Here is a 24,416-nt window from a genome sequence, read left to right on the forward strand (position 1 = left end):
AAGCCCTGTTGATCACCATGAGCTCGTTCTCGACGCAGTTCCGGTGAGCGCGGCCAGCAGCTCGGGCAGCGAGTCGAGGTCCTTCACCCCGACGACGGCGTCGCAGTGCGGCCTGGCCGCCGCCATGCCGCCGGTGCGCGGGGCGAAGCCGGGCCGGTGCGCCCGCGGGTTGGCCCACACGATCCGGTGCGCCACCCGCCGCAGCCGGGCCAGCTGCGCACCGAGGACGGCCGGGTCGCCGGTGTCCCACCCGTCCGAGACGATCAGCACCACCGCGCCGCGGGCCAGGCCGCGGACACCGACGGTGTCGTTGAACGCGCGCAGCGACTCCCCGATGCGGGTGCCGCCGGACCAGTCGGGCGCGGCCTCCCCGGCCCGGGCGAGCGCCTCCGCCGGGCTGGTGCGGGCCAGCGCCGGGGTGATCCGGGTCAGCCGGGTGGCGAACGTGAACACCTCGGCGTCGATCCCACCGGCCGCGCAGTACAGCAGCTGCACCATCGCCCGCGCGTACGGCGACATCGACCCGGAGATGTCGCACAGCACCACCAGTCGCCGCGGCTCGCGCCGCGGTTCCCGCCGCACCAGCCGGAGCGCGTCCCCGCCCGTGCTGCGCGCCGCCCTCAGCGACGCCCGCACGTCGACGCGGCCCCGCGCCGCGGGCCGGGTGCGCCGGGTCCGCCGCAGCGGCGTCGCCAGCCGCAGCGCCCGCATCGCCGACTCCAGCGCGGCCAGCTCGCCGGGGGTCAGCTCGGCGAAGTCGCGCCCGCCCAGCTGTTCCCGCGCCGACGCGACCAGCCCGTGCTCCTGCTCCGGACCCGCTCCGCCGCCGACCGGTGGGCCGGCGGGCGGAGCCGGTGCACCCGCCGGTCCGTCGACCGCCCGGGCGGGCGACCGCCGCCCGTCCGCCGGATCGGCGGGCACCTCGGGCACGCCGGCCAGCACCTCCTCGAGCGCGCGCTGCACCGCGGCGACGTGCTCCGGCGCCGAGGCCAGCGTCGCCGTCGCGCAGTGCCGCAGCCGCTCGGCCGTCGACGGCTCCACCGCTGCGACCGCGGCCGCGAACCGCGCCGCCCGGTCCGGCCCCACCGGCAGCCCGGCCGCCCGGCAGGCCCCCGCCAGCCGCGCGGCGAACGAAGCCAGCTGCTCAGCCATGACCGAGCAGCGTCGCGAGCCCCGCCCGCACCATCTCGACGTCCTCGGCGTACTTGCACACGCTGCCGAGCGTCCGTTCCGCGGCCCCCGCGTCGAGCTCCCGCGCCCCGAGCGCGTCGAGCGCCGCGGCCCAGCTCACCGCCTCAGCGACGCCGGGCGGCTTCTGCAGCGCCATCGCGCGCATCCGCTCGACGACGGCCGCGACGCGCTCCGCGAGCGGGCCCTGCGCCCCGGGCACCCGCCGCGCCACGATCTGCGCCACCCGCGACGCGTCGGGATGCGCGATCCAGTGGTAGAGGCAGCGCCGCTTGAGCGCGTCGTGGAGGTCGCGGGTGCGGTTCGAGGTCAGCACCACCACCGGCGGTACCCGTGCCCGCCGGGTGCCCAGTTCGGGGATCGTGACCGCCTGCTCGGCCAGCGCCTCGAACAGGAACGCCTCGAAGGCGTCGTCGGCCCGGTCCACCTCGTCGACGAGCAGGACGGCCGGTCCGGGGCCGGGATGGTCGATCGCCGCCAGCAGCGGCCGGGCCAGTAGGAACTCCTCGGTGAACAGGTCGGCGTCCGCCAGCGGGGTGCCCCGCGCCTCGGCCGCCCGGATGGCGAGCAGCTGCCGCGGGTAGTTCCACTCGTAGATCGTCTCCGCCGCGGTGAGCCCTTCGTAGCACTGCACGCGCAGCAGCGGCGCCTCCGCCGCGGCCGCCAGCGCGCGGGCCGCGTGCGTCTTGCCGACCCCGGGCTCGCCCTCCAGCAGCAGCGGCTGCCGCAACCGCACCGCCAGGTAGAGCGCCGTGGCCAGCGCGTCGTCGGCGAGGTAGTCCTGCGCGTCCAGCCGGGCGCGCAGGTCGTCGACGTCGGTGAACGGGGTGGTCACGAACGGAACCGGCCCGGGTCGTCGAGGAACGCGCGCCGGCAGCCGCTGCCGCAGAAGTACACGGTCTCGCTGGTGTGCTGCGCGGACAGCGCGGTCGGGGTGATCGCGACCTGCATGCCGCACACCGGATCGATCGCCACCTCGGGCTCCGCCGTGGCGTGGTGCTCGTGCGATGCCTCGCACGCGTGCCCGGTGACCCGCGGCCGCTCGCCGATGATCTCGGCGAACACGCTCAGCGCGATCTCCGGCGCGGTGCGCGCACCGATGTCGAGCCCGGCCGGAGCGTGCACGCGGTCGAGGTCCTCCTGCGGAACGCCGAGCGCGGCCAGCTCGGCCCGCACCCCCTCGGCGCGGCGCCGGCTCGCCACCAGCGCCACGTACGGCACGGTGGCCTTCAGCGCGGCGGCGAGCACCGGTGTCTCGTCGCGCCCGTGCGAGGCGACGACGACCGCAGCGGTGTCGACCGGGATCGGCGCAGCCGGGTCGGTCACCGTCCGCACGTCCCAGTCGAGCGCGGTGCCCACGCGCACCAGCGCCCGCGCCACCGGCGCCTCGCCGTGGACGAGCACCAGCGCGGGCGGGATCATCGCTTCCAGGAAGATCTCCAGGGTGCCGCCGGACAGGCACGGGTTGCCGACCGTGCGCACTCCCTCCTCGAGGGTCTCGCTGCCCGCCCGCGGGGTGATCCGCAGCAGTCCCGACTCGCCGGCGGCGAGCAGCCGCAGGCTCTCCAGCCGCACCGTCGACTCCGCGCACGCCCCGCCCACGAATCCGTCGACGGTGCCGTCGGCCAGCACGAGCGCGCAGTCGCCCGGTTTCGCGCTGGTCGGCCGCTCCGCCCGCACCACCGTGGCCAGCACGAACGGCTCCCGCTTCGTCCGCAGCGCGGCCACCTGGGACAAGACGTCTGCTCGAGTCATCACGCTCACCTCATCGCTCTTCGCGGGCGGTCATCTGACCGCCAGGTCGGTGCGCAGCGGCCGGCCCCGCATGGCTGACCACACCTGCGCGGGGGTGAGGGGCATGTCCGCGTGCCGCACCCCGATGGCGTCGAGCACCGCGTTCACGACGGCGGCCGGCGCCCCGACGGTCGCGGACTCGCCGATGCCCTTCGCCCCGAGCGGGTGGTGCGGCGACGGGGTCACCGTCTGCCCCAGCTCCCACGACGGGCACTCGAGCGCCGTGGGCAGCAAGTAGTCCATGAACGACGCGCCCAGGTGGTTGCCGTCGGTGTCGAAGGCCAGCACCTCCATCAAGGCCATCCCGATGCCGTCGGCCAGCCCGCCGTGGATCTGCCCCTCGACGACGGTCGGGTTGATCCGCACGCCGCAGTCGTCGACCGCGACGAACCGGCGCACCCGCACCTGCCCGGTGCCGGGATCGACCTCGACGACGCACACGTACGCGCCGAACGGGAACGTCAGGTTGGGCGGGTTGTAGACGCACCGGCCCGACAGCTGCCCCTCCAGGTCGTCGGGCAGCTCCAGGGAGCCGTGCGCGGCGCGGGCGATCTCGGCGAGCGAGGCCCCGGCCGCCGGATCGCCGCGGACCTGCCAGCGCCCCGCCTCCCACTCCAGGTCGGCGGGGGAGATCTCCAGCATCGCCGCGGCCACCAGCTTCGCCCGTTCGCGCACCCGCCGCGCCGCGGTGGCCGCCGCGGCACCGGACACCGGGGTCGAGCGCGACCCGTAGGTGCCCAGGCCGAACGGGGTGCGATCGGTGTCGCCCTGCACGACGTTCACCGCGTACGGGGAGATGCCCAGCTCGTGCGCGATGATCTGGGCGAACGTCGTCTCGTGGCCCTGCCCCTGCGACATGCACGACAGCCGCAGCTCGGCCGTGCCGTCCGGGTGCACGGACAGCTCCGCGGCGTCGGCCATGCCCAGCCCGCCGATGTCCATCTGCTTCTTCGGGCCAGCGCCCACCGCCTCGGTGAACGTCGACAGCCCGATGCCGAGCAGCGCGCCCTCGCCGGTGCGCTCGTACTCCGCTCGCCGCTGCGCCTGCTCGGCGCGCAGCTCGGCGTACTCGGCCATCTCCAGCGCCTGCTCCAGCGCGCGCGGGTAGTCGCCGGAGTCGTACACCCAGCCGGTGGCGCAGCGGTACGGGAACTGCTCGGGGCGCAGCAGGTTCTTCCGCCGCACCTGCGCCGGGTCCAGCCCCAGGTCGAACGCGAGCACGTCGACCATCCGCTCCACCAGGTACGACGCCTCGGTGATGCGGAACGAGCAGGCGTAGGCCACCCCGCCCGGCGCCTTGTTCGTGTAGACACCGGTGACCCGGCAGTGCGCCGCCTGGATCGCGTACGAGCCGGTGAAGATGTGGAAGAACCCCGCCGGGAACTTCGACGGCTGCGACGTGCCGTTGAACGCGCCGTGATCGGCCAGCACCCGCACCCTCAGCCCGGTGATGCGCCCGTCCTTCGTCGCCGCGATCTCGCCGTGCATGTGGTAGTCGCGGGCGAACGACGTGCTCATCAGGTTCTCGGAGCGGTCCTCGGTCCACTTCACCGGCGCCCCGGTGATCGTCGCTGCGTACACCGCGCACAGGTAGCCGGGGTAGAGCGCGACCTTGTTGCCGAATCCGCCGCCGATGTCGGGTGCGACGATGCGGATGCGGTGCTCGGGGATCCCGGTCAGCGTCGCGTAGAGGGTGCGGTGCGCGTGCGGGGCCTGCGTGGTGCAGTGCACGACCAGCCGGTCGGTGACCGGGTCGAGCGCCGCGACGATGCCGCAGGTCTCCAGCGGGGCCGGGTGCACCCGCGGATAGAGCAGGTCGCACGTGCTGACGTGCTCGGCGGCGGCGAACGCGGCGTCGGTCGCGGCCGCGTCCCCGGCCTCCCAGTCGAAGACGTGGTTGTCGGCGCGGCCGGGCACCTCGTCGCGGACCAGCGGCGCGTCCGGGTCGAGGGCCCGGCGGGCGTCGACGACAGGGGCCAGCGGCTCGTACTCGACGTCGATCAGCGCGAGCGCGTCGCGGGCGGAGTAGCGGTCCTCGGCGACGACGAACGCGATCTCCTGCCCCTGGTAGCGCACCTTGTCGGTGGCCAGCACGGCGGCCACGTCGTGGGAGAGCGTCGGCAGCCACGCCATGCCGCGCCGCTCCAGGTCCGCCCCGGTGATCACCGCCCGCACCTTGGGGTGGGCCAGTGCGCCGCCGGTGTCGATCGAGACGATCCGCGCGTGCGCGTACGGGCTGCGCAGCACCGCGCCGTGCAGCATCCCGGGCAGATCGATGTCGTCGACGAACCGGCCGCGGCCGCGCACGAACCGACCGTCCTCCTTGCGCAGCATCGGTCCGAACCCGTTCGGCACGGGCGCGGCGGCGGCCGGGTCGCGGCGCGGATCGACGAGCGTCATCGCGCACCCCGCTCGGCGGCATCTCGCTCGGCCGCAGCAGCGTGCCGGATGGCCCGCACGATGTTCTCGTATCCGGTGCAGCGGCAGGTCTGCCCGCTGATCGCCTCGCGGATCTGCTCGTCGGTCGGGTCGGGCACGCGGTCGAGCAGCCAGCGCGCGGTCATCAGCATCCCCGGGGTGCAGAACCCGCACTGCAGGCCGTGGCACTGGACGAACGAGATCTGGATCTGGTCGAGCCCGTGCGGGCCCTCCAACCCCTCCACGGTGCGGATCTCGTGGCCGTCGGCCATCACCGCGAGCACCGTGCACGACTTCACCGGGACCCCGTCCAGCCACACCGCGCACGCCCCGCAGTTGGACGTGTCGCAGCCCCAGTGGGTGCCGGTCAGCCGCAGCTCGTCGCGCAGCAGGTGCACGAGCAGCAGCCGCGGCTCCACATCGCGGGTGCGGGTGCGGCCGTTCACGGTGACGGTGATCTCCACCTACCTCCCCCCGGCGCGCGCGAGCGCGTCCCGCAGGACGCGGCGGGTGAGCTCACCCGCGAGGTGGCGCTTGTACTCGACGGGCCCGCGCTGGTCGGCGACCGGTTCGCAGTGCTGCGCGGCGGCCCGGCCGGCCGCGTCGATCGCCTCCGGCGTGGGGCGCTGCCCCCGCAGCAGGTCCTCGGCCTCGGTGGCGACGAACTCGCGGGCGCCGAGGGCGGTCAGCCCGATGCCCACCTCGGCGACCGTGCCGTCCGGGGCCAGCGTGACGGCGGCGCCGGCCGCGCCCACCGCCCAGTCGCCCGCCCGGCGGGACACCTTCCGGTAGGCGCTGCCGGTGCGCAACCCCGGCGCGGGCAGCGGCACCCGCAGCCGCAGCAGCAGTTCGTCCGGCCCGACGGCGGTCTGGTACGGGCCGTGGAAGAACCCGCGCATCGGCACGGTCCGCTCGCCGGCGGGCCCGGCGATGTCAGCGACCGCCCGCAGCGCGCTGAACGCGCCGGACAGGTCCTCCGAGGGATCGGCCTGGCAGACCGAACCGCCGACCGTGCCCCGGTTGCGCACCAGCGGATCGGCGATCACCCGCTCGGCGTCGTGCAGCATCGGCGCCGACCTCCCGACCTCGGCGCAGTCGAGCAGCTGGGTGTGGCGCACCAGCGCCCCGATGCGGATCTCGTCCTCGGTGATCTCGATGCCGCCCAGCTCCGGGACCTCGTTGATGTCGATCAGCAGCTCCGGCTGGGCGAGCCGCAGCTTCATCATCGGGATCAGGCTGTGCCCACCCGCGATCAGCCGGGCCTCGGGTCCGTGCCGGCTCAGCAGTGCGAGCGCGTGCTCGACCGAGCGGGCGCGCTGGTACTCGAAGTGCGCGGGAAGCTGCATTGCTCTCCTGGTGCCGTCTCGCCGACCATGGTGGTCCCCGTCACACGATCGAGGCAACGGGCGGTTAAGCCTTCGCTTAGGCCGAGTGGAGGCGCCGGCTGCACCCGGGCAGCATGTCGGCCACGTCACACTCCCACCACATCCCGACGAGGCGAGCAGAGGCAACGATGCCCATCGAGTCCGACGGCCACAGCCGGGGCAACCCGCGCATGTACGAGCTGATCGAGAACGCGCCCCGCACCGGTGGCACCAGCCCCACGATCTGGGCGTTCACGCAACTCACCGAGTACCTGAAGATCGCCGGCCAGCCCGTGGCCGGTCCCTGGCCCCCGCACCAGGAGCGCCGCCCGGATCCCACCGACGAGTCGCACCCGGTCGCCGTGGCCGAACCACCCGAGCGGAGGCAGCCCTGATGTACCCCGCGAAGTTCGCCTACGAGGCGCCGCGCAGCATCCAGGAGCTGCTCGACCTGCTGGCCCGCCACGGCGACGACGCCAAGGTGCTGGCCGGCGGGCAGAGCCTGGTCCCGATGCTGAAGCTGCGCTTCGCCGCCCCCGAGCTCGTCGTCGACATCAACGGTGTGCCCGGGCTGGACCACCTCACCGAGGACCCCGACGGCACGCTGCGCGTCGGTGCTCTCTGCCGGCACGTCACGCTGGAGCGCTCCGCGCTGCTCGCGGCCGAGTACCCGGTGATGGCCGCGGCCGCCCCGCTGGTCGCCGACCCGATGGTCCGCAGCCGCGGCACGATGGTCGGCTCCATCTGCCACGCCGACCCGCAGGGTGACTGGGCGTCGGTGCTCATGGCGCTCGGCGGGCACATCGTGGCGATGGGCCCGCGCGGCAAGCGGCCGATCGCGATGACCGACTTCGTCGTCGGCCCGTTCCAGAACGCGCTGCAGCCCGGCGAGTTCGCCTACGAGGCCGTGGTGCCGCCGCCGGTCGGGCAGCGCACCGGCACCTACCTGAAGCTGGAGCGCCGGGTCGGCGACTTCGCGACCGTCGGCGTCGCCGTGTCGCTGGAGCACAGCGGCGGCCGGGTGGTGCGCGCCGGCATCGCGCTCACCGGCGTCGGACCGGCCACGATCAACGCCGCGGACGCGGCGGACGTGCTGGTCGGCAAGCCGTTGTCCGAGGAGACGGTCGAGCAGGCCGCCCGGCTGGCCGCCGAGGCGGCGCAGCCGCAGGCCGACCACCGGGGCAGCGTCGAGTACAAGCGCCACGTCGTGGCGACGTTCGTGCGGCGCGGGCTCGCCCGCGGGGAGGTCGTGGCAGCATGAGTTTCTCCAAGACGGTCGAGATCACCGAGACGAGCGCGGACACCCGCCGGATCACGGTGACCGTGAACGGCACCCCGCGGGTGGTCGAGGTCGAGCCGCGGCTGCTGCTCGTGCACCTGCTGCGCGAGGGGCTGGCGCTGCGCGGCACCCACATCGGCTGTGACACCACCAACTGCGGGGCGTGCACCGTCCTCCACGACGGCAACCCGATCAAGTCCTGCACCATGCTGGCCGTCCAGGCCGACGGCCACGAGATCACCACGGTGGAGGGGTTGGGCACGCCCAGCGAGCTGGATCCCGTGCAGGAGGGCTTCCACCGCGAGCACGGCCTGCAGTGCGGGTTCTGCACCCCCGGGATGATGATGGCCGCCCGGGCGCTGCTGGACCGCGAGCCGGACCCGTCCGAGGAGGACGTCCGCTGGGCGCTCTCCGGCAACCTCTGCCGCTGCACCGGCTACCAGAACATCGTCAAGGCGGTGCTGTGGGCCGCCGACAAGCAGCGCGGCGCGCAGCCCGCAGAGGAGGACGCGCGATGACCGCCCTCGACGAGGTCAAGATCGGCGGGCTCGGAGCGAGCCGCCTGCGCGTGGAGGACCAGCGGTTCGTCCGGGGCCGCGGGACCTACCTCGACGACATCAAGCTGCCCGGGATGCTCTACATGGAGATCGTGCGCAGCCCGCTCGCGCACGCCCGCATCACGCGCATCGACACCAGCAAGGCGTGGCAGATCCCGGGCGTCCGGCTGGTGCTCACCGGCGAGATGATGGCCCAGCGCAACCTCGCCTGGATGCCCACGCTCTCCTACGACACCCAGGCGGTGCTGGCCACCGACAAGGTCCGCTTCCAGGGCCAGGAGGTGGTGGTCGTCGTCGCCGACGACCCGTACATCGCCAAGGACGGCTGCGACGCGGTCGAGATCGACTACGAGCCGCTGCCGGCGATCGTCAACCCCGAGCAGTCCGCCGCGCCGGGGGCGCCCATCATCCGCGACGACAAGCCGGGGCAGACCGACAACACCTGCTACCGGTGGGAGGTCGGTGACCGCGAGGCCACCGAGCGCGCGTTCGCCGAGGCCGACGTCGTGTCGAGCCTGAAGCTGCACTACCCGCGCAGCCACCCGTCACCGATCGAGTGCTGCGGCGCCGTCGCCGACTTCGACGCCGGCACCGGCAAGCTCACCGTCTACATGACCACCCAGGCCCCGCACATCGTGCGCGCCGCGGTGGCGCTGATCGCGGAGCTGCCCGAGCACCAGATCCGCATCGTCTCGCCGGACATCGGCGGCGGCTTCGGCAACAAGGTGCCGGTCTACCCGGGCTACGTGCACGCGATCCTCGCGTCGATCCTCACCGGCCGCCCGGTGAAGTGGATCGAGGACAAGACCGGCAACCTGATCTCCACCGGGTTCGGCCGGGACATGTACCTCGACGCGCAGATGGCGCTGCGCCGCGACGGCAAGATCCTCGCCGTCCGCATGCACGCCGACACCGACCAGGGCGCGTTCTTCGCCGACGCGCAGCCGTCGAAGTTCAAGGTCGGCCTGCTGCACTCGGCGTTCGCCTGCTACGACATCGGCATCGGCTACATCACCGCGCAGGGCCACTACACGAACAAGGCCCCCGGCGGCGTCGCCTACCGGTGCTCGTTCCGGGTCACCGAGGCGATGTTCTTCCAGGAACGCATGATGCAGGCCGCCGCCACCGACCTGGGCATGGACCAGGCCGAGTTCCGGCGGATCAACCTGCGCCGCGACGTCGCGTTCCCCGCCCGCACCCCGTTCGGGTTCCTCGTCGACTCCGGGCAGTACCACAAGTGCCTGCAGGTCGGCCTGGACGCGATCGGCTACGACGAGTTCCGGCGCGAGCAGGCGGCGGCCCGCGAGAAGGGACGGCTGCTCGGCATCGGAATCTCGACGATGACCGAGCCGCTCGGGGCCGGCAACAGCCGCGAGTACGACATCCTCGGCATCAAGATGTTCGACTCAGCCGAGCTGCGGGTGCACCTGACCGGCAAGGCGATCCTGCGGACCGGCGCGCGCACCCAGGGCCAGGGCCACGAGACCACCTGGGCGCAGATCGTCGCGCACGAGCTGGGCATCCCGGCCGACGACGTCGTCGTCGAAGAGGGCGACACCGACACCGCCCCGTACGGCATGGGTACCTACGCGTCGCGGTCCACCCCGGTGGCCGGGGCCGCGGTGTCGATGGCGGCCCGCAAGGTCCGGGCCAAGGCGCGCAAGATCGCCGCGCACCTGCTCGAGGTGTCCGAGGAGGACGTCGAGTGGGAGCTCGGCCGGTTCTACGTGCGCGGCGCGCCGGAGCGCGGGGCGAGCATCCAGGAGTGCGCGATGGCCGCGTACTCGAACATGCCGGACGGGATGGAGCCCGGCCTCGAGGCCACCGCCTACTACGACCCGCCCAACCTGACCTGGCCGTTCGCCTGCTACATCGTGACGGTCGAGGTCGACCCGGAGACCGGGGTGTGGGACGTGCTGCGCGTGGTCGCCGTCGACGACTGCGGCGTGCGGATCAACCCGATGATCGTCGAGGGCCAGATCATGGGCGGGCTCACCGAGGCCTACGCCATGGCCAGCATGCAGTTCCAGACCTACGACGCCGACGGCAACATGATCGGCGCGAACTACATGGACTACCTGCTGCCGACGGCGTGGGAGACCCCCGGCTTCGAGCTGCACGAGGTCGTCACGCCGTGCCCGCACCACCCGATCGGTGCCAAGGGCGTGGGGGAGTGCGCAGCGGTCGGCGGGCCGGCCGCGTTCGTCAACGCCGTGATCGACGCGATCGGCGACGCCGGGGTGCGCAACATCGACATGCCGCTGCTGCCCGACCGCGTGTGGACGGCGCTGCAGACGCGGCAGAGCGTGTCCGGCGCCCCGCCGGTGGGACGGAGCTGACATGGAGATCGTCAACGACTTCGAGGTCGCGGCCGGCATCGACGACGTGTGGACGTTCTTCACCGACGTGCCCCGCATCGCGCCGTGCCTGCCCGGCGCGGAGCTGGTCGGCGACGACGGCGCCGGCACCTACGAGGGCAAGGTGGTGGCCCGGCTCGGCCCGGTGAAGCTGAACTTCTCCGGCACGGTCCGGATCGTCGAGGCTGACGAGTCCGCCCACCGGCTGGTCCTGAAGGCCGCCGGTGCCGAGGACAAGGGCAAGGGCACCGCGGACCTGACCCTCACCGCGACCCTCGCCCCCGCGGGCGGCCGGACGAAGGTGCACGTCGTGCAGGACCTGGTGATCTCCGGCGCCGCGGCGCAGTTCGGCCGCGGCATGATCGCCGACGTCACCAGCGTGCTGATGGCGAGCTTCGCCGAGTGCCTGGAGCACAGCATCACCTCGGGCGGGCGCGGCGGCACCGCCACCGCCGTGCGCGGCGGCACCGCCACCGCCGTGCGCGGCGGCACCGCCACCGCCGTGCGCGCTGCCGCCCCGGCCAGCGGGTTCGCCATCGGCCTGCGCGCCGCGCTGCTCGCACTGAAACGGGTGTTCGCCCGGTTCTTCCTGCCCTACGACCGCAATCGGTGAGGAGCCCCCATGGTTCTCTGGTGGATCGGCAACGTCGTGCTCCTCGTGGTGCTCGTCGTCGTCATCGCCCTGCTCAACCGCCTGCTGGCCGCCGTGGAGCGGATCCGCGCCGCGGCCGACGACATCCTCGTCGACGGCGTGCGCCTGCTCGGCGAGGTCGAGGACACCCCGCAGCTGCTCGCCCAGACCGACGCCACGGTGCGCCAGATCGCCGTCGGCGCCACCCGGTACGCGGGCAGCGTCGCCACGCTGCTGCCCGCGAAGTAGGAGGAACCGCGATGCCCTTCGTCGCCTGGACGACGCTCGTGCTCGCCGCGCTGATCATCGCGTTCGTCGCGGTCGGGCTGCTGCGGGTGATCCTGCACCTGCGGCACGTGCACAAGACGCTGGCCGCCCTGCAGGGCGGCGTCGACGCGGTCGTCGACCGCACCGCGCCGGTGCCGTCGGTCGTGTCGAGCGTGAACGCCAACCTGGCGCCGGTGCGCGCCTGGTGCGAGACGGTCTGAGGAGGCTGCCGTGGTTCCCTTCGGCTGGACGCTCGGACTCGCCATCGGGCTGGTCGTCGTGGTCGTGGTCGTCGCGCTGGTGGTCCCGATCCTCGTGCTCGCCCACAAGATCGGTACCCAGGCGCAGCAGCTCGACGCGTCGCTGCGCAAGGCCCGCCAGCACACCGCGGGCCTGGCCGGACTGCGCACCACCATCGACCACGCCACCGTGATCATCGCCGGCCTGCAGCGCGGCCGCGCACGACTGGGAGGCTGACCGATGCTCTCCGAGGCCGAACTCACCTACTGGTCGGTGATCCTGGTGCTCGGCGCCGTCGTCATCGTGGCGGTCGTCGTGCTGCTGAGCCTGCTCGTCGCGTTCGTGAAGCGGATCGACCGCGCCTGCGACGACATCGCGGCCACCCTCACCGCCATCAGCGAGAACACCAAGGACACCGTGCTCATCACCCAGACCGGCGACGGGCTCGACCTCGTGCTCGCCGAAGGCCTGCAGCACCACCTGTTCCTCGGTCGGGTCGTCGACTCGATCCCGACCCCGGCGGCGAAGGCGTAGCCATGTCCGAGACCGCACTCGTGTGGATCACCGTCAGCGAGATCCTGGTGCTCGTCGCCGGGCTGGCGTTCTTCCTGATCTGGCTGGGCAGCCTGCTCGGCCGGATCGCCTCGACCCTGGAGGCGGGCAGCGGGCTCGTCTCGAAGATCGCCGACGACGCCCGTGCCATCCGGCCCGGCCTGCAGCACGTCAACCGCACCGGCGGCACGGTCGCCGGAGCGCTGCCGCTGCTGTACGGGTTCGCGGAGGAGACGCTGCGCAAGGTCGCCCCGACGCCGGAGCGGCCACGGGTCGCCACCCCGGCGTCGGGCAGGCGCCGCTCCCGCATCCACGAAGCGGTGGGCTACTCCCCGCCGAGGCACAGTGCTTGATCGCGCCCGGCTCCTTCGTCGCCGGATCGCGGCTCGCGGCCTGGTGAGTCGACGAGTTGCTCCTCCGGTGCGCGCGGCCCCGCGTCGTTCCGCCGAGGGCCGCTGCGCGCCTCCTCCGCAACTCGTCGACGGCCGCTGGCTGCCTCCCGGTGGTGCTCGGTCGAGCGACGTGGTGGCGCGGATGGGACCTGCTCAGGCCGTCTCCGGCGGTGGCAGGGGAGCGGTGTTGGGCGCCGCCGAGTACTCCCCGATCCACTCCGCCCGCCACGCGTTCTCGTACTGCTCCTCGTTGCACGAGGGCCGGTACACCGCGATGAGCTCCGCCGCGATCTGCTCCCGGTGCCCCCGGGTCCCGCCCGGCACCTCCAGCCACGCGACGTGCAGGTCCCACTTCGAGCCGGCGCGGCGGATCCAGCTGGCCGCCTTGCGGTGCTTGAACGGGAACCCGACCCGGGACAGATCGTCGGCGTGCCCGACGTAGGTGACGGCGTAGCGTTCCCGGTCCGGGTCGGGCCGGTAGAGGATCGCGTAGACCCCGGGCCGGGCGGGCGGGGTCCAGCCGCCGAGCACCCGCGGGCCGGAGAACGCGTACCCGGCGAGCGAACCGAGCCGGATCACGGTTCCCCCATCATGTCCTCGAACTCGCTGATCGCCTCCTCGCGCACCACGGGGTAGCCGGGCAGGCCCGCCTTGACGACGGCCGCATCGAACTGGGCGCGGCCGCGGGCGATCGCCTCCTCCCGGGTCTCGGCCTCGACGACGATCTGCGCCCCGTAGCGGGTGCTGTTCCCGCCGGTCGCGATCCCGTTCAGCGGCGCGACCGCGTCGGCCAGCTCGACGACCTCGTCCATCGTGACCACGGCGTCCGTGGCGGGGTCGCCCTCGGCGACGAACCCGACGCTCCAGCGCATCAGCGAGCTCTCCTCTACTTCAGGGTCGGTAGCACACCGGCGAACTCGGCGAGGCTGTCCAGGTCGTTGCCGGGCAGCAGGAGGTCGATGTACGGCTCGGCGACCATCATGCCCATGCCGCGCGGTCCCGTGCCCTGCCCCGCCCCCTGGTGCGGATGCAACCAGACGATCGTGTGGGCCAGCCGGTCGAGCCGTTCCATCGCGGTCTCCAGCAGCTGCGGGCTGCCCCGGTCCAGCCCGTCCGAGCAGATCACGAGCACCGCTCCGCGGGCCATGCCGCGCCGTCCCCAGTGCCGGGCGAACTCGTCGAGGCAGGCGCCGATCCGGGTGCCGCCGTCCCAGTCGACGACGGTCCGCGCGGCCTCGGCGAGCGCCGCGTCCGGACTGCGCCTCTGCAGCGCGACCGTGATGCGGGCCAAGCGGGTGCCGAAGCAGAACACCTCCACGCGCCGGGTCGCCTGCCGCGCGGTGTGCGCGAACTGCAGCAGCGCCCGCGAGTAGTCGGCCATCGAGCCGGACACGTCGAGCAGCAGCACCAGCGGACGCATCTTCACCCGCCGCTGCTGCCACTGCACCGGCACCGGTTCGCCGTGCATCCGCAGCGTGCGGCGCACGGTGCGGCGCGGATCGGGCCGGTGGCCGCGGCGGGCCGGCCGGGTGCGCCGGGTGCGCCGCCGCGGCGGGGTGAGCCGGAACCGCCGCATCATCCGGCGCAGCACCGCCAGCTCGTCCTCCGTGCACGCGGCGAACGACGTGGTACGCAGCGCCGTCACCGCTGACGCGGCGAGCCCCAGCTCGGTCTCCGCCGGCCGTTCCTCCTGCTGCGTCGGGTCGGTGGCGGGCACGTCGACGACGCTCTCCGTGCTGCCCTCCGCGCGCAGCTGCTTGCGCACCAGTTCCTCGACGGGGCGGGCCTCACCGAGGAAGAACACACGGAACACCTCGTCGTAGACGGGGATGTCGGCGCGCCGCTTCACCAGCGTGGTGCGCCCGGCCCAGTACAGGTCGACCAGATCGGTGGGATCGAGCCCGGCGAGCGCCGCGCAGCAGGTCTCGATGTCCCCCGCGCCCACCGCGACGCCGGCGGCGCGCACCTCCCGGGCGAACGCCACCAGCATCCGCACGACGCCGCTGCCGGTGCTGTCCGTGCTGTCGGTGCTGCGCGTGCTGTCCGTGCTGCTGCCGGTCACCGGCTCACCCCGAGCCGACGATGTCGTCGATCGCGTCGCGAGCCAGCTCGATGTCCTCGCGCTCCTTGAGCACCGAGCCGAGGGTCAGCACTGCCGCGTCCGGGGTCAGCGCGGTCTCGCCGAGGAAGTCCAGCGTGCGCGCCCAGTCGATGGTCTCGGCGACGCCGGGCGGCTTGGCCAGGTCCATCTCCCGCAGCCGCTGCACGGCGGCGACCACCGTGCGCGCCAGCTCTTCGGACACCTGCGGCTGGCGCACGAGGACGATCTCCACCTCCTGCTCCAGGCTCGGGTAGTCGATCCAGTGGTAGAGGCAGCGCCGCTTGAGCGCGTCGTGCAGCTCGCGGGTCCGGTTCGAGGTCAGCACCACCATCGGCGGCGCCTCCGCCGCGATCGTGCCCACCTCGGGGATGCTGATCTGGAAGTCCGACAGCAGCTCCAGCAGGAACGCCTCGAACTCGTCGTCGGCCCGGTCGATCTCGTCGATCAGCAGCACCGCTCTGTCGCCTGCGCGCACCGCCTGCAGCAGCGGCCGCTCCTGCAGGAAGCGCGGTCCGAAGAGCCGGTCGACGGCGGTGTCGTCGGCGAGCCCGCGTTCGGACAGCGCTCGGATGTGCAGCAGCTGCCGCGCGTAGTCCCACTCGTAGAGCGCCTGCGCGGTGTCGATGCCCTCGTAGCACTGCAGGCGGATCAGCTCGCGGTCGAGCACCCCCGCGAGCACCTTCGCGATCTCGGTCTTGCCGACGCCCGGCTCGCCCTCCAGCAGCAGCGGGCGGTGCAGCGACAACGCGACGTGCACGGCCGTGGCGAGGCCGCGGTCGGCCAGGTAGTCGGCGCGGCGCAGCGCCGCGGTCACCTCGGCGACACCGGCTGGTGCGCTCACCCGATCAGCGACCGTCGTGCCCGCGGCCGGCCTCGCCGTCCGCACCACCGGCTGCCGTCTTCGCCACGATGTCGGCCACGCCGTGCGCCGACTCGTTCAGCTTCCCCTCGCGGCGCAGCACTTCGCGCCACGCCCGGCGCATCTCGTCCCCGACGGGCACGGCGGTGGAGTCCAGCGCGGCTGCGCCGCCGGTGCCGATGCCGCCGAAGCCGATGTTCTTCATGTTCCGGCAGACCTTGCCCCGGGGACGGGCATCGTCGAGATCGACCCCGGACTGCCCGGTGGCGTCCCAGATCGCCCGCAGCACCGGGAGAGCACCTGCTGCCTCGTCGACCGGATCGCCCATGGCGCCTCCCTCTTCGCACCGCCTCGTGCACCGCCGATGCTCCCGGTCCCGCCGCGAACCGGCAACCTGCGGATAAGCGATCACTTAGCCGGGCGAGTAGCGGAACGCCCGGTGTTCGGCACAATCCTGCGCGTGACGCTGACCCAGCTCAACGCCTTCGTGCTCGTGGCGCGGCTGGGCTCGGTCAAGGCCGCAGCCGGCGCGCTCGGCGTGAGCGAGCCCGCTGTGTCGCAGGCGATCGCGGCCCTGCGCAAGTACCTCGACGATCCGCTGGTCGTCCGGTCCGGCTCGGGCATGGCGCTGACCCCGGGCGGCACCCGGCTCCTGGCGATCGCGGCGCAGATGGTCTCGCTCGGCGCCGAGGCCGAACAGGCGGTGCGCTCGGCGAAGGGTGCGGCCCAGCAGCTGCGGCTGGTCGCGACCAGCACGATCGTCGAGTTCGTCGCGGGTCCGCTCGCCGACGCGTTCACCACCCGCTCCGCCGGGCAGGTGGAGGTGTCGTCGGGGGTGTCGAGCACGGCCGAGATGCGGGCGCTGGTCTCGCAGCGGCTCGCCGACGTCGCGCTCGGCCCCCGCCTCGACGACGACCGCAGCCTCGACCTGGTCTCCGACCCGATCTTCCGCGCTCAGCTCGTCGTGCTCGTGGCGGCGGGGCACCGGCTGGCCGGGCCGCCCGCGCACTGGCCGTGGCTGGTCGAGCCGGCCGCGACCGACCCGGAGAGCGACGTCAGCCGGCTGCTGCGGATGCTGGGTGTGCCGGAGAAGCGGCTGTCGGTGTTCCAGAACCAGACCGCGGCGTGGGAGGCCGCGGTGCGCGGGGGAGGGGTGGCCCCGGCGATCGCGCACCTGGCCGTGCACCAGATGCGCCGCCGCGAGCTGCAGCCCGTCGAGCTGCCCGGGCTGCCGATGGAGGCCACCTGGTACGTGACGACGCAGTCGGCCGATCGGCGCGCGCCGAGCGCCGGGTCGCTGCGGCACTTCCTCGGCACCCCGGAGGCCATGCGGCTGCTGCGGTCCCCGGGCGCGGGCACCCCGCCGTCGCGGTTCCGCCCACCCGTCTACGTCACGATCTGGAGCTGAGGCCGGGGAACCGGCCGGCCAGCGCGGCGGCTTGGCTCTCGTGCACGTCGTTGACCCACTCCCAGCCGGGCGCGACGTCCGGACCCAGCCGCGGATCCTGCGGGGTGCGCCCGGCCTGCAGCGCGTCCAGGTACGCGCGGTCGCGGACGACGCGATCGCGGATCTCCTCGCCCCGCCCGACGAATCCGTGCCCCGGCACGACGATCTCGACCGCGGCCAGTAGTCCCGCGAGCCGGTCCAGCCCGGCCCGGTAGTCCGCGATCGGGTCGTCGCCCGCATCGACGTCGAGCATCGGCGGGAACACGTCGGAGAGCATGTCGCCGCCGATCAGCACGCCGCGGTCCTCGACGAGCAGCGCAGCGTGGCCGGGGGAGTGCGCGGGTGCTCGACGACCCGCACCGTCGGGCCGTCCCACGGGACCGCGTCGCCGTCCAGCCCTGTGACCAGGCCGAACCCGTCGAGCAGGGGCTCGTCGGCGAACTCGGGCGGCAGGGCCTGGGCGACGTGGTCCGCCCAGGCCGGGTCCGCTCGCAGCTGTGCCGGCTCGGCCGCGCACCGGGCGGTGCCGTAGCGCGGTGCGTCGCCGTGGTCGGGGTGCCAGAGCGCGTGGTCCCAGTCCGGGTGGGTGGCGAACCCCGCGACGACGGGCAGCCCGGCCGCGCGCAGGTCGGCGGCCAGGCAGGTCAGTTCGGCCGTGGTGATCCCGGGTCCACGAGCAGCACACCGGCGGCGCCGTGCACGACGGTCGTGTTGTCGGCCAGCAGTTCGCTGTGGTGGACCTGCACTCCCTCGGCGACGTCGGTCAACACGGTCGCAGCTCCCCGCGTGGCCCATGGCCCGGTCCCGGCACCGTAGGGGCAGCGCCCGCCGCCGTCCATGATCCCTATATGTCGCGAATGCTTGACATGTCGACCGGTTGACGCTTCGATCGTCCGGTGTGACGCGCGCCATGGATGGTGCGCGTGCCCCGTCGCACCGGGAGGACTGGATGTCGATCCACATGCCCGATCCCGACGCCGTGGCCCGGATGGCCGCAGAGGGTCGGTTCGGGATCCCCGAGAGTGATCTGCCGACCTACCACGCCTCGGTCACCGGCCTGCTCGGCTCGTGGAACAAGGTCGAAGAGCTGTACGCGGAGGTGGCCCCCACCCCGCCGCAGCGCTCGTGGACCCGCCCCGACGCCGAGGACGACAAGCTCGGCGCGTGGGCGGTGCAGACCTCGATCACCGAAACCTCGGAGGGGCCGCTCGCCGGCCGCACGGTCGCGGTCAAGGACAACGTCGCCGTCGCCGGCGTGCCGATGATGAACGGATCGCGGACCCTGGAGGGCTTCGTCCCCGCCGAGGACGCCACCGTCGTGTCCCGGCTGCTCGCCGCCGGCGCGACCATCGCCGGCAAGTCGGTGTGCGAGGACCTGTGCTTCTCCGGCGGCTCGCACACCAGCAAGCCGGGACCCGTGCACAACCCGTGGGACATGAGCCGCTCGGCGGGTGGTTCCTCGAGCGGTAGCGGGGCGCTGGTGGCCGCCGGCGAGGTCGACATGGCCATCGGCGGTGACCAGGGCGGGTCGATCCGCATCCCGTCGGCGTACTGCGGCACCGTCGGGCACAAGCCGACCCACGGCCTGGTGCCGTACACCGGAGGCTTCCCGATCGAGCAGTCGATCGACCACCTCGGCCCGATCACCCGCACCGTCGCCGACGCCGCGCTCATGCTGTCGGTGATCGCCGGCCGCGACGGGCTCGACCCGCGCCAGCCCGACGTCGTCGAGGTGCAGGACTACGTCGGCGCGCTGGCCGAGTCGGTGAGCGGGCTGCGCATCGGCGTCCTGCAGGAGGGCTTCGGTCACCCCAACTCCGAGCCCGAGGTCGACGACACCGTGCGCGCTGCTGTCGGGACACTGCGCGAGGCCGGCTTCACCGTCGAGGACGTCTCGGTCCCGTGGCACCTGCACGCCACGGCCATCTGGGACGTGATCGCCACCGAGGGCGGCCTGTGGCAGATGGTCGAGGGCAACGCCTACGGCATGAACTGGAAGGGCCACTACGACCCGTCGCTCATCGCCTACTACGGGCGCAAGTGGCGGGAGGACCCGGCGCAGTTCTCCGAGACGGTCAAGCTCGTCGCCCTCGCCGGCCGCTACGCGCTCACGACCCAGTACGGGCGCCACTACGCGATGGCGCGCAACCTCGCCCCGAAGCTGGTCGCGGCCTACGACGCGGCGCTGTCGAACTACGACGTGCTCGTCATGCCGACGCTGCCGATGCGCGCCACCGTGCTGCCCGGCCCGGACGCGCCCGTCGAGGAGATCCTCGCCAGGGGCCTGGAGATGCTGGCCAACACCGCACCGTTCGACGTCACCGGGCACCCGGCCTGCTCTGTCCCGGCCGGCCTCGCCGACGGTCTCCCGGTCGGCCTGATGATCGTCGGCAAGCACTTCGACGACGCCACCGTGCTGAAGGTGGCGAACGCCTTCGAACAGGCCGTCGGCGGCTTCCCGACCCCCGCTGCTGAGAGGAGCTCCGCATGAACGGCGTGTACGACGTCGGCGGCACCGATGGGCTGGGCCCGATCAACCGGCCCGCGGACGAACCGGTCTTCCGCGCCGAGTGGGAGAAGGTCGCGTTCGCGATGTTCCCGGCGACGTTCCGGGCCGGCTTCATGGGCCTGGACGAGTTCCGGTTCGGCATCGAGCAGATGAACCCGGCCGAGTACCTCGAGTCGCCGTACTACTGGCACTGGATCCGCACCTACATCCACCACGGCGTCCGCACCGGCAAGATCGATCTCGAGGAGCTGGAGCGCCGCACGCAGTACTACCGGGAGAACCCCGACGCCCCGCTGCCCGAGCACGAGCAGAAGCCGGAGTTGATCGAGTTCGTCAACCAGGCCGTCTACGGCGGGCTGCCCGCAAGCCGGGAGGTCGACCGACCGCCCAAGTTCAAGGAGGGCGACGTGGTGCGGTTCTCCACCGCGAGCCCGAAGGGCCACGCCCGGCGCGCGCGGTACGTGCGCGGCAAGACCGGGACGGTGGTCAAGCACCACGGCGCGTACATCTACCCGGACACCGCCGGCAACGGCCTGGGCGAGTGCCCCGAGCACCTCTACACCGTCCGCTTCACGGCCCAGGAGCTGTGGGGGCCGGAAGGGGACCCGAACTCCAGCGTCTACTACGACTGCTGGGAGCCCTACATCGAGCTCGTCGACACGAAGGCGGCCGCGGCATGACCGAGAACATCCTGCGCAAGTCGGACGAGGAGATCCAGAAGGAGATCACGGCGCGGGTCAAGGCCCTGGAGTCGATGCTCATCGAACAGGGCATCCTCACCACGTCGATGATCGACCGGATGGCCGAGATCTACGAGAACGAGGTCGGCCCGCACCTCGGCGCGAAGGTCGTCGTGAAGGCCTGGACCGACCCGGAGTTCAAGAAGCGTCTGCTCGCCGACGGCACCGAGGCCTGCAAGGAGCTCGGCATCGGCGGCCTGCAGGGCGAGGACATGATGTGGGTGGAGAACACCGACGAGGTCCACCACGTCGTCGTGTGCACGCTCTGCTCCTGCTACCCGTGGCCGGTGCTGGGGCTGCCGCCGAACTGGTTCAAGGAGCCGCAGTACCGCTCCCGCGTGGTGCGTGAGCCCCGGCAGCTGCTCAAGGAGGAGTTCGGCTTCGAGGTCCCGCCGAGCAAGGAGATCAAGGTCTGGGACTCCAGCTCCGAGATGCGCTTCGTCGTCCTCCCGCAGCGCCCCGCGGGCACCGACGGGTGGAGCGAGGAGGAGCTCGCCACCCTCGTCACCCGCGAGTCGATGATCGGCGTCGAACCGGCGAAGGCGGTCGCGTGAGCGCCGAGGCGAAGGTCCGCCTGAAGCACTGCCCCACGGCCGAGGACCGGGCGGCGGCCGACGCGCTGCTCGCGCAGCTGCCCGGCGGCGACCGCGCGCTCGACCGCGGCTTCGACGAGCCGTGGCAGCTGCGGGCGTTCGCGCTGGCGGTCGCGGCGTGCAGGGCGGGCCGGTTCGAGTGGAAGCAGCTGCAGCAGGCGCTGATCTCCTCGATCGGGGAGTGGGAGCGCACCCACGATCTCGACGATCCGAGCTGGTCCTACTACGAGCACTTCGTCGCCGCGCTGGAATCCGTGCTCGGCGAGGAAGGGATCGTCGAGCCGGAGGCGCTGGACGAGCGCACCGCGGAGGTCTTGGCCAACCCGCCGAACAAGGATCACCATGGACCGCATCTGGAGCCCGTCGCGGTCCACCCGGCCGTGCGGTCCTGAGCCGGAGCCCACGGCGATGGACCGACACCGGCTGGATCCCCGGTGTTGCCGGTCGTCGTCGCGGGGTCGGGCACATGCCTGACCGACCGGCCACCGCCGCCTCGGCGGACCGCGGCCGCGTGTCGGTCGCGGTCTGCCGAGGCTGTTGCTGCGGGGACGCCCGCGTCCACCCGGGCGTCGATCACCACGCCCTGCTCGCCGACCTCGTGCGCCGGCTCGGCGAGCGCGCCAGGGTCCGTGCCGTCGAGTGCCTCGCGACCTGCGAGGAGGGCAACGTCGTCGTGGTGTCACCCACGCCCCGCGATCGGCGCAGCGGTACCCGCCCGGTGTGGATCGGGCGGGTGCTCAGCCCGGCGGTGAACGAGCGGATCGTGGAGTGGGTGGAGGACGGGGGACCGGGCCGGGCCGATCCTCCGGAGGAGCTGCGGGAGCTGATCATCCGCCCCGGTGCGGTGGCGGCCAGGGGCCGGGGGAGGTGAGGTTCACCGCCGCGCATCCACACCCTCCCGCGCGACGAACGGCACTTTCGTCCACCTCGAGTGGACGAAAGTGCCGTTCGTTCACCCTCGGGGGCGGGCTTCGTTCACACCGCGCGGCCGGCGCTATCCGGTCATGATCGCGAAGCCGCCGTCCACCGCTCGGGCGAGGTACATGTCCTGCCGCATCGCGTGCGGTCCCTGCGCGGCGACGTTCCCCCGCGGCATGCGCCCCCGGGCCGCGCGCAGCGCCTGGGCGATGCCGGACGGGTCCGGCTCCCGCCGCGCCGCGGCGGCGTAGAGCAGCACGGCCTCGTACACGGATTCGGACAGCGACGACAGCGGCGGCGCCCACTCGCCGTAGCGCTCCCGGTAGCGAGCGACGAGATCGCGGTTCTCCGGGGTGTCGAGCTCCTCGAAGTAGCCGAACGTCGTCCAGATCCCGCGCGCGGCCGCGTCACCGACGCGTTCGCGGGTGGACTCGTCCAGCACGAGCGAGAGCGTCTCCCACCGCTGCCGGTACCCGCCCTCCCAGGCCTGCCGCTCGAAGGCGACCTCGTCGGCCCCGATCAGCGTGGAGAGCACGCAGTCGGCGCCACTGCGCTCGATGTCCTCCAGCAGCGGCGCGAAGTCCTCGGTCCCGATCGGGACGAACCGGTTGCGGGTGATCTCGCAGCCGGCGGCGGTGAGGACCCGGGTGGCGGCCCGGTGCGCGCCGTGCGGCCACTGGTAGTCGTTGCCGAGCAGGTACCAGCGCCTGCCCCCGGCGTTCTTCATGACGGCGTGGGCGGCGGTGCGGACCTGGTGCAGCGGGCGTTCGCCCCAGCGCAGGACCAGTTCGGGGCCGGCGCCGCCCTCGTTGACGACGGAGTGGATGAGCGGGCGGCCCGCGCCGGCGACGATCGGCTCGATCGCGGCGAAGCTCGCGCTCGTCACGCTGGCGATCACCGCCCGGCAGCCGGCGGCGAGCAGCCGGCGGGCCTCCAGCGCGGCGCGGCCGGGGTCGGTGCCGTCGTCCCCGACGATCAGCTCGATCGGCCGGCCGCCGATGCCGCCGTCGGCGTTGATCTCCTCGACGGCCAGCTGGGCCAGGTACTCGGTGGCGATCGCGTACACCGCAGCCGAGCCGATCTTGCTGGTCAGCAGGCCGATGCGGTGGGTGTGGCCGGTGCAGGGGGTGCTGAGCGGCCAGCCGCGGCGCTGCATCACCCAGCGCAGGGCCCGGTCGTCGACGTGCCCGACGATGCTGACCGACGAGCCGCCGGTCCGATGTGCCCGGATGCGGATCTGCAGCAGGCCCGGCCACGGCTGGTCGTGGACGATCTCCACGAGCTTGTTCGGCACCACCCGCCGGATGCGGCCCAGCAGGTGCACCGGCGTCTCGCCGAGGGAACCGTGGGGGAGGGTCAGGGTCACCGGAGTGCCCGGCCGCAGGGAGTCGCACTGCACGTCGAACAGCCAGCTCGCGCCGCTGCGCGCGCCGAAGAGGGCGAAGACCTCCTCGGCGGACTGGGGCAGGTCCTTCGTCGCCGCCAGCACGAGCTCGGGCATGCCTCACCTCGCAGCAGGGCGTCCGACAGGGCGCGGCGACTAAGCGGTCTGGCGGTTGTCCTCCGCCGCCGTCCCGCTCGTTGCGTCGCCGTTCGATCCAACCACCGGCTCGGTGCCCGACGGAAGGGGCGACGGAAGGGCCGAGTCCAGCAGCCCCTGGAGGAAGGCAGCGGCGGCGCGCATCGGGCCGTCCGGCTGCAGGGACAGGTACCGGTAGCGGCCCTCGCGGCGCTCGGTGATCAGCCCGGACTTGCGCAGGATGCGCAGGTGGCTGGAGACGGCGGTGCGGCCCACGTGGCCGATGCGATCGGCGATCTCACCCGCGGGCAACTCGTCGTGGGTCGCCAGGAGGTCGAGGATCGCCCGACGCGTCGGATCGGCCAACGCGTCGAAGGCCTCCTGCTCCGGGATCACATCCCCCGCCCTTCTCCATAAGTCAACGGTTCTTCACATGATAGCAACATTTCCCGAAGTGATCACGTTCGCGCCGGTCCAGCCGCCGGGTGAGGCCGCCCACGCGTGCTTGACGATGCGGCGCGGGAGATCGGACGATGCACGACGCCCCGCCCTCGGTCGACTGGGATGGTGACACGGCCATGAGCGAACTGCTGCTCGTCTGCCGTCGTCACGTCGACCTGCAGCGCGTGTGCAGCGCGTTCTGTCCGGCCTGACCGCAGCAGGCCCCTCCGCGCGCATCATCGCCCGCCCG

At 73.1% G+C, this 24,416-nt stretch carries 31 protein-coding genes; 16 read left to right on the forward strand and 15 right to left on the reverse strand.

Going from position 1 to position 24,416, the window contains the following annotated elements:
• Window positions 1–12 precede the first annotated feature (12 nt).
• The 6 genes from BUE41_RS04550 to BUE41_RS04575 are packed head-to-tail and all read right to left on the reverse strand — an operon-like array spanning window position 13 to window position 6,746.
• Window positions 13–1,152 carry a vWA domain-containing protein gene (locus BUE41_RS04550; protein WP_073455603.1) on the reverse strand — a complete coding sequence of 380 codons (1,140 nt, stop codon included), beginning with the start codon at window positions 1,150–1,152 and terminating at the stop codon, window positions 13–15.
• A complete protein-coding gene (locus tag BUE41_RS04555; protein ID WP_073455604.1) occupies window positions 1,145–2,023 on the reverse strand; it encodes an AAA family ATPase in 879 nt (292 codons plus the stop codon). Before BUE41_RS04555 ends, BUE41_RS04550 begins: the two co-directional genes overlap by 8 nt.
• The gene (locus tag BUE41_RS04560) at window positions 2,020–2,943 is read right to left on the reverse strand and encodes an XdhC family protein (protein ID WP_073455605.1); all 924 of its coding nucleotides are present in this window, start codon (window positions 2,941–2,943) and stop codon (window positions 2,020–2,022) included. The genes BUE41_RS04555 and BUE41_RS04560 overlap by 4 nt, the downstream gene beginning before the upstream one ends.
• Before the next feature lie 30 nt (window positions 2,944–2,973).
• Window positions 2,974–5,382: an aerobic carbon-monoxide dehydrogenase large subunit gene (locus BUE41_RS04565; RefSeq protein ID WP_073455606.1), complete on the reverse strand. Its 2,409-nt coding sequence runs from the start codon at window positions 5,380–5,382 to the stop codon at window positions 2,974–2,976.
• Window positions 5,379–5,864 carry a (2Fe-2S)-binding protein gene (locus tag BUE41_RS04570; RefSeq protein WP_073455607.1) on the reverse strand — a complete coding sequence of 162 codons (486 nt, stop codon included), beginning with the start codon at window positions 5,862–5,864 and terminating at the stop codon, window positions 5,379–5,381. The genes BUE41_RS04565 and BUE41_RS04570 overlap by 4 nt, the downstream gene beginning before the upstream one ends.
• The gene (locus BUE41_RS04575) at window positions 5,865–6,746 is read right to left on the reverse strand and encodes an FAD binding domain-containing protein (protein ID WP_073455608.1); all 882 of its coding nucleotides are present in this window, start codon (window positions 6,744–6,746) and stop codon (window positions 5,865–5,867) included.
• Between the two features lie 167 nt (window positions 6,747–6,913).
• On the opposite strand from BUE41_RS04575, the gene BUE41_RS04580 reads away from it, so the two are divergent.
• The 10 genes from BUE41_RS04580 to BUE41_RS04625 are packed head-to-tail and all read left to right on the forward strand — an operon-like array spanning window position 6,914 to window position 13,000.
• Entirely contained in the window at window positions 6,914–7,159 is a 246-nt protein-coding gene (locus BUE41_RS04580) for a hypothetical protein (RefSeq protein WP_143171973.1), read from the forward strand.
• Window positions 7,159–8,025, forward strand: coding sequence for an FAD binding domain-containing protein (locus BUE41_RS04585; RefSeq protein ID WP_073455610.1), 867 nt, complete (start codon window positions 7,159–7,161; stop codon window positions 8,023–8,025). Before BUE41_RS04580 ends, BUE41_RS04585 begins: the two co-directional genes overlap by 1 nt.
• Window positions 8,022–8,561: a (2Fe-2S)-binding protein gene (locus tag BUE41_RS04590; RefSeq protein ID WP_073455611.1), complete on the forward strand. Its 540-nt coding sequence runs from the start codon at window positions 8,022–8,024 to the stop codon at window positions 8,559–8,561. The genes BUE41_RS04585 and BUE41_RS04590 overlap by 4 nt, the downstream gene beginning before the upstream one ends.
• Entirely contained in the window at window positions 8,558–10,939 is a 2,382-nt protein-coding gene (locus tag BUE41_RS04595) for an aerobic carbon-monoxide dehydrogenase large subunit (protein ID WP_073455612.1), read from the forward strand. The genes BUE41_RS04590 and BUE41_RS04595 overlap by 4 nt, the downstream gene beginning before the upstream one ends.
• 1 nt (window position 10,940) lies before the next feature.
• Window positions 10,941–11,570, forward strand: a complete 630-nt coding sequence (locus BUE41_RS04600; RefSeq protein ID WP_073455613.1) for an SRPBCC family protein — start codon at window positions 10,941–10,943, stop codon at window positions 11,568–11,570.
• Between the two features lie 9 nt (window positions 11,571–11,579).
• Window positions 11,580–11,837: a hypothetical protein gene (locus BUE41_RS04605; RefSeq protein ID WP_073455614.1), complete on the forward strand. Its 258-nt coding sequence runs from the start codon at window positions 11,580–11,582 to the stop codon at window positions 11,835–11,837.
• A gap of 11 nt (window positions 11,838–11,848) precedes the next feature.
• Entirely contained in the window at window positions 11,849–12,076 is a 228-nt protein-coding gene (locus tag BUE41_RS04610; protein WP_073455615.1) for a hypothetical protein, read from the forward strand.
• A gap of 10 nt (window positions 12,077–12,086) precedes the next feature.
• Window positions 12,087–12,332: a hypothetical protein gene (locus BUE41_RS04615; protein WP_073455616.1), complete on the forward strand. Its 246-nt coding sequence runs from the start codon at window positions 12,087–12,089 to the stop codon at window positions 12,330–12,332.
• 3 nt (window positions 12,333–12,335) lie between these two features.
• Window positions 12,336–12,629, forward strand: a complete 294-nt coding sequence (locus BUE41_RS04620; RefSeq protein ID WP_073455617.1) for a hypothetical protein — start codon at window positions 12,336–12,338, stop codon at window positions 12,627–12,629.
• A gap of 2 nt (window positions 12,630–12,631) precedes the next feature.
• Window positions 12,632–13,000: a hypothetical protein gene (locus BUE41_RS04625; RefSeq protein WP_073455618.1), complete on the forward strand. Its 369-nt coding sequence runs from the start codon at window positions 12,632–12,634 to the stop codon at window positions 12,998–13,000.
• A 192-nt stretch (window positions 13,001–13,192) separates the two neighbouring features.
• Here the strand turns inward: BUE41_RS04625 and BUE41_RS04630 are convergent, their stop codons facing one another.
• From BUE41_RS04630 to BUE41_RS04650, 5 genes are read right to left on the reverse strand one after another with little or no spacing between them, the layout of a single operon-like run.
• Window positions 13,193–13,618, reverse strand: a complete 426-nt coding sequence (locus tag BUE41_RS04630) for a GIY-YIG nuclease family protein (protein WP_073455619.1) — start codon at window positions 13,616–13,618, stop codon at window positions 13,193–13,195.
• Window positions 13,615–13,911, reverse strand: coding sequence for a hypothetical protein (locus BUE41_RS04635; RefSeq protein ID WP_073455620.1), 297 nt, complete (start codon window positions 13,909–13,911; stop codon window positions 13,615–13,617). The genes BUE41_RS04630 and BUE41_RS04635 overlap by 4 nt, the downstream gene beginning before the upstream one ends.
• Window positions 13,912–13,925: 14 nt before the next feature.
• Window positions 13,926–15,101, reverse strand: a complete 1,176-nt coding sequence (locus BUE41_RS04640) for a vWA domain-containing protein (protein ID WP_234996962.1) — start codon at window positions 15,099–15,101, stop codon at window positions 13,926–13,928.
• 4 nt (window positions 15,102–15,105) lie between these two features.
• Window positions 15,106–15,981, reverse strand: a complete 876-nt coding sequence (locus tag BUE41_RS04645) for an AAA family ATPase (protein ID WP_073455912.1) — start codon at window positions 15,979–15,981, stop codon at window positions 15,106–15,108.
• 4 nt (window positions 15,982–15,985) lie between these two features.
• The gene (locus tag BUE41_RS04650) at window positions 15,986–16,327 is read right to left on the reverse strand and encodes a hypothetical protein (RefSeq protein WP_073455621.1); all 342 of its coding nucleotides are present in this window, start codon (window positions 16,325–16,327) and stop codon (window positions 15,986–15,988) included.
• Window positions 16,328–16,459: 132 nt separating this feature from the next.
• On the opposite strand from BUE41_RS04650, the gene BUE41_RS04655 reads away from it, so the two are divergent.
• Window positions 16,460–17,407 carry a LysR family transcriptional regulator gene (locus tag BUE41_RS04655; RefSeq protein ID WP_073455913.1) on the forward strand — a complete coding sequence of 316 codons (948 nt, stop codon included), beginning with the start codon at window positions 16,460–16,462 and terminating at the stop codon, window positions 17,405–17,407.
• Here the strand turns inward: BUE41_RS04655 and BUE41_RS32635 are convergent.
• Both BUE41_RS32635 and BUE41_RS32640 read right to left on the reverse strand, forming a co-directional pair.
• Window positions 17,391–17,822: an MBL fold metallo-hydrolase gene (locus BUE41_RS32635; RefSeq protein WP_327194744.1), complete on the reverse strand. Its 432-nt coding sequence runs from the start codon at window positions 17,820–17,822 to the stop codon at window positions 17,391–17,393. The genes BUE41_RS04655 and BUE41_RS32635 overlap by 17 nt on opposite strands.
• Before the next feature lie 268 nt (window positions 17,823–18,090).
• Window positions 18,091–18,216: a hypothetical protein gene (locus BUE41_RS32640; protein WP_327194745.1), complete on the reverse strand. Its 126-nt coding sequence runs from the start codon at window positions 18,214–18,216 to the stop codon at window positions 18,091–18,093.
• A gap of 179 nt (window positions 18,217–18,395) precedes the next feature.
• On the opposite strand from BUE41_RS32640, the gene BUE41_RS04665 reads away from it, so the two are divergent.
• From BUE41_RS04665 to BUE41_RS04685, 5 genes are all read left to right on the forward strand, one after another.
• Window positions 18,396–19,937 carry an amidase gene (locus tag BUE41_RS04665; protein WP_073455622.1) on the forward strand — a complete coding sequence of 514 codons (1,542 nt, stop codon included), beginning with the start codon at window positions 18,396–18,398 and terminating at the stop codon, window positions 19,935–19,937.
• Complete coding sequence (gene nthB, locus BUE41_RS04670; RefSeq protein ID WP_073455623.1) at window positions 19,934–20,635, forward strand: nitrile hydratase subunit beta; 702 nt, start codon at window positions 19,934–19,936, stop codon at window positions 20,633–20,635. Before BUE41_RS04665 ends, nthB begins: the two co-directional genes overlap by 4 nt.
• Window positions 20,632–21,249 (forward strand): nitrile hydratase subunit alpha, encoded by a 618-nt coding sequence (gene nthA / locus BUE41_RS04675; RefSeq protein WP_073455624.1) that lies wholly within the window; start codon window positions 20,632–20,634, stop codon window positions 21,247–21,249. The genes nthB and nthA overlap by 4 nt, the downstream gene beginning before the upstream one ends.
• Window positions 21,246–21,680: a nitrile hydratase accessory protein gene (locus BUE41_RS04680; protein ID WP_084754418.1), complete on the forward strand. Its 435-nt coding sequence runs from the start codon at window positions 21,246–21,248 to the stop codon at window positions 21,678–21,680. The genes nthA and BUE41_RS04680 overlap by 4 nt, the downstream gene beginning before the upstream one ends.
• Before the next feature lie 74 nt (window positions 21,681–21,754).
• The gene (locus tag BUE41_RS04685; protein WP_073455625.1) at window positions 21,755–22,159 is read left to right on the forward strand and encodes a hypothetical protein; all 405 of its coding nucleotides are present in this window, start codon (window positions 21,755–21,757) and stop codon (window positions 22,157–22,159) included.
• 123 nt (window positions 22,160–22,282) lie between these two features.
• Here the strand turns inward: BUE41_RS04685 and BUE41_RS04690 are convergent, their stop codons facing one another.
• Entirely contained in the window at window positions 22,283–23,707 is a 1,425-nt protein-coding gene (locus BUE41_RS04690) for a substrate-binding protein (protein ID WP_073455626.1), read from the reverse strand.
• A 39-nt stretch (window positions 23,708–23,746) separates the two neighbouring features.
• Window positions 23,747–24,121: an ArsR/SmtB family transcription factor gene (locus BUE41_RS04695; protein ID WP_073455627.1), complete on the reverse strand. Its 375-nt coding sequence runs from the start codon at window positions 24,119–24,121 to the stop codon at window positions 23,747–23,749.
• Between the last annotated feature and the right edge of the window lie 295 nt (window positions 24,122–24,416).

It is taken from the genome of Pseudonocardia thermophila (genome assembly GCF_900142365.1).
Classification (GTDB): domain Bacteria; phylum Actinomycetota; class Actinomycetes; order Mycobacteriales; family Pseudonocardiaceae; genus Pseudonocardia; species Pseudonocardia thermophila.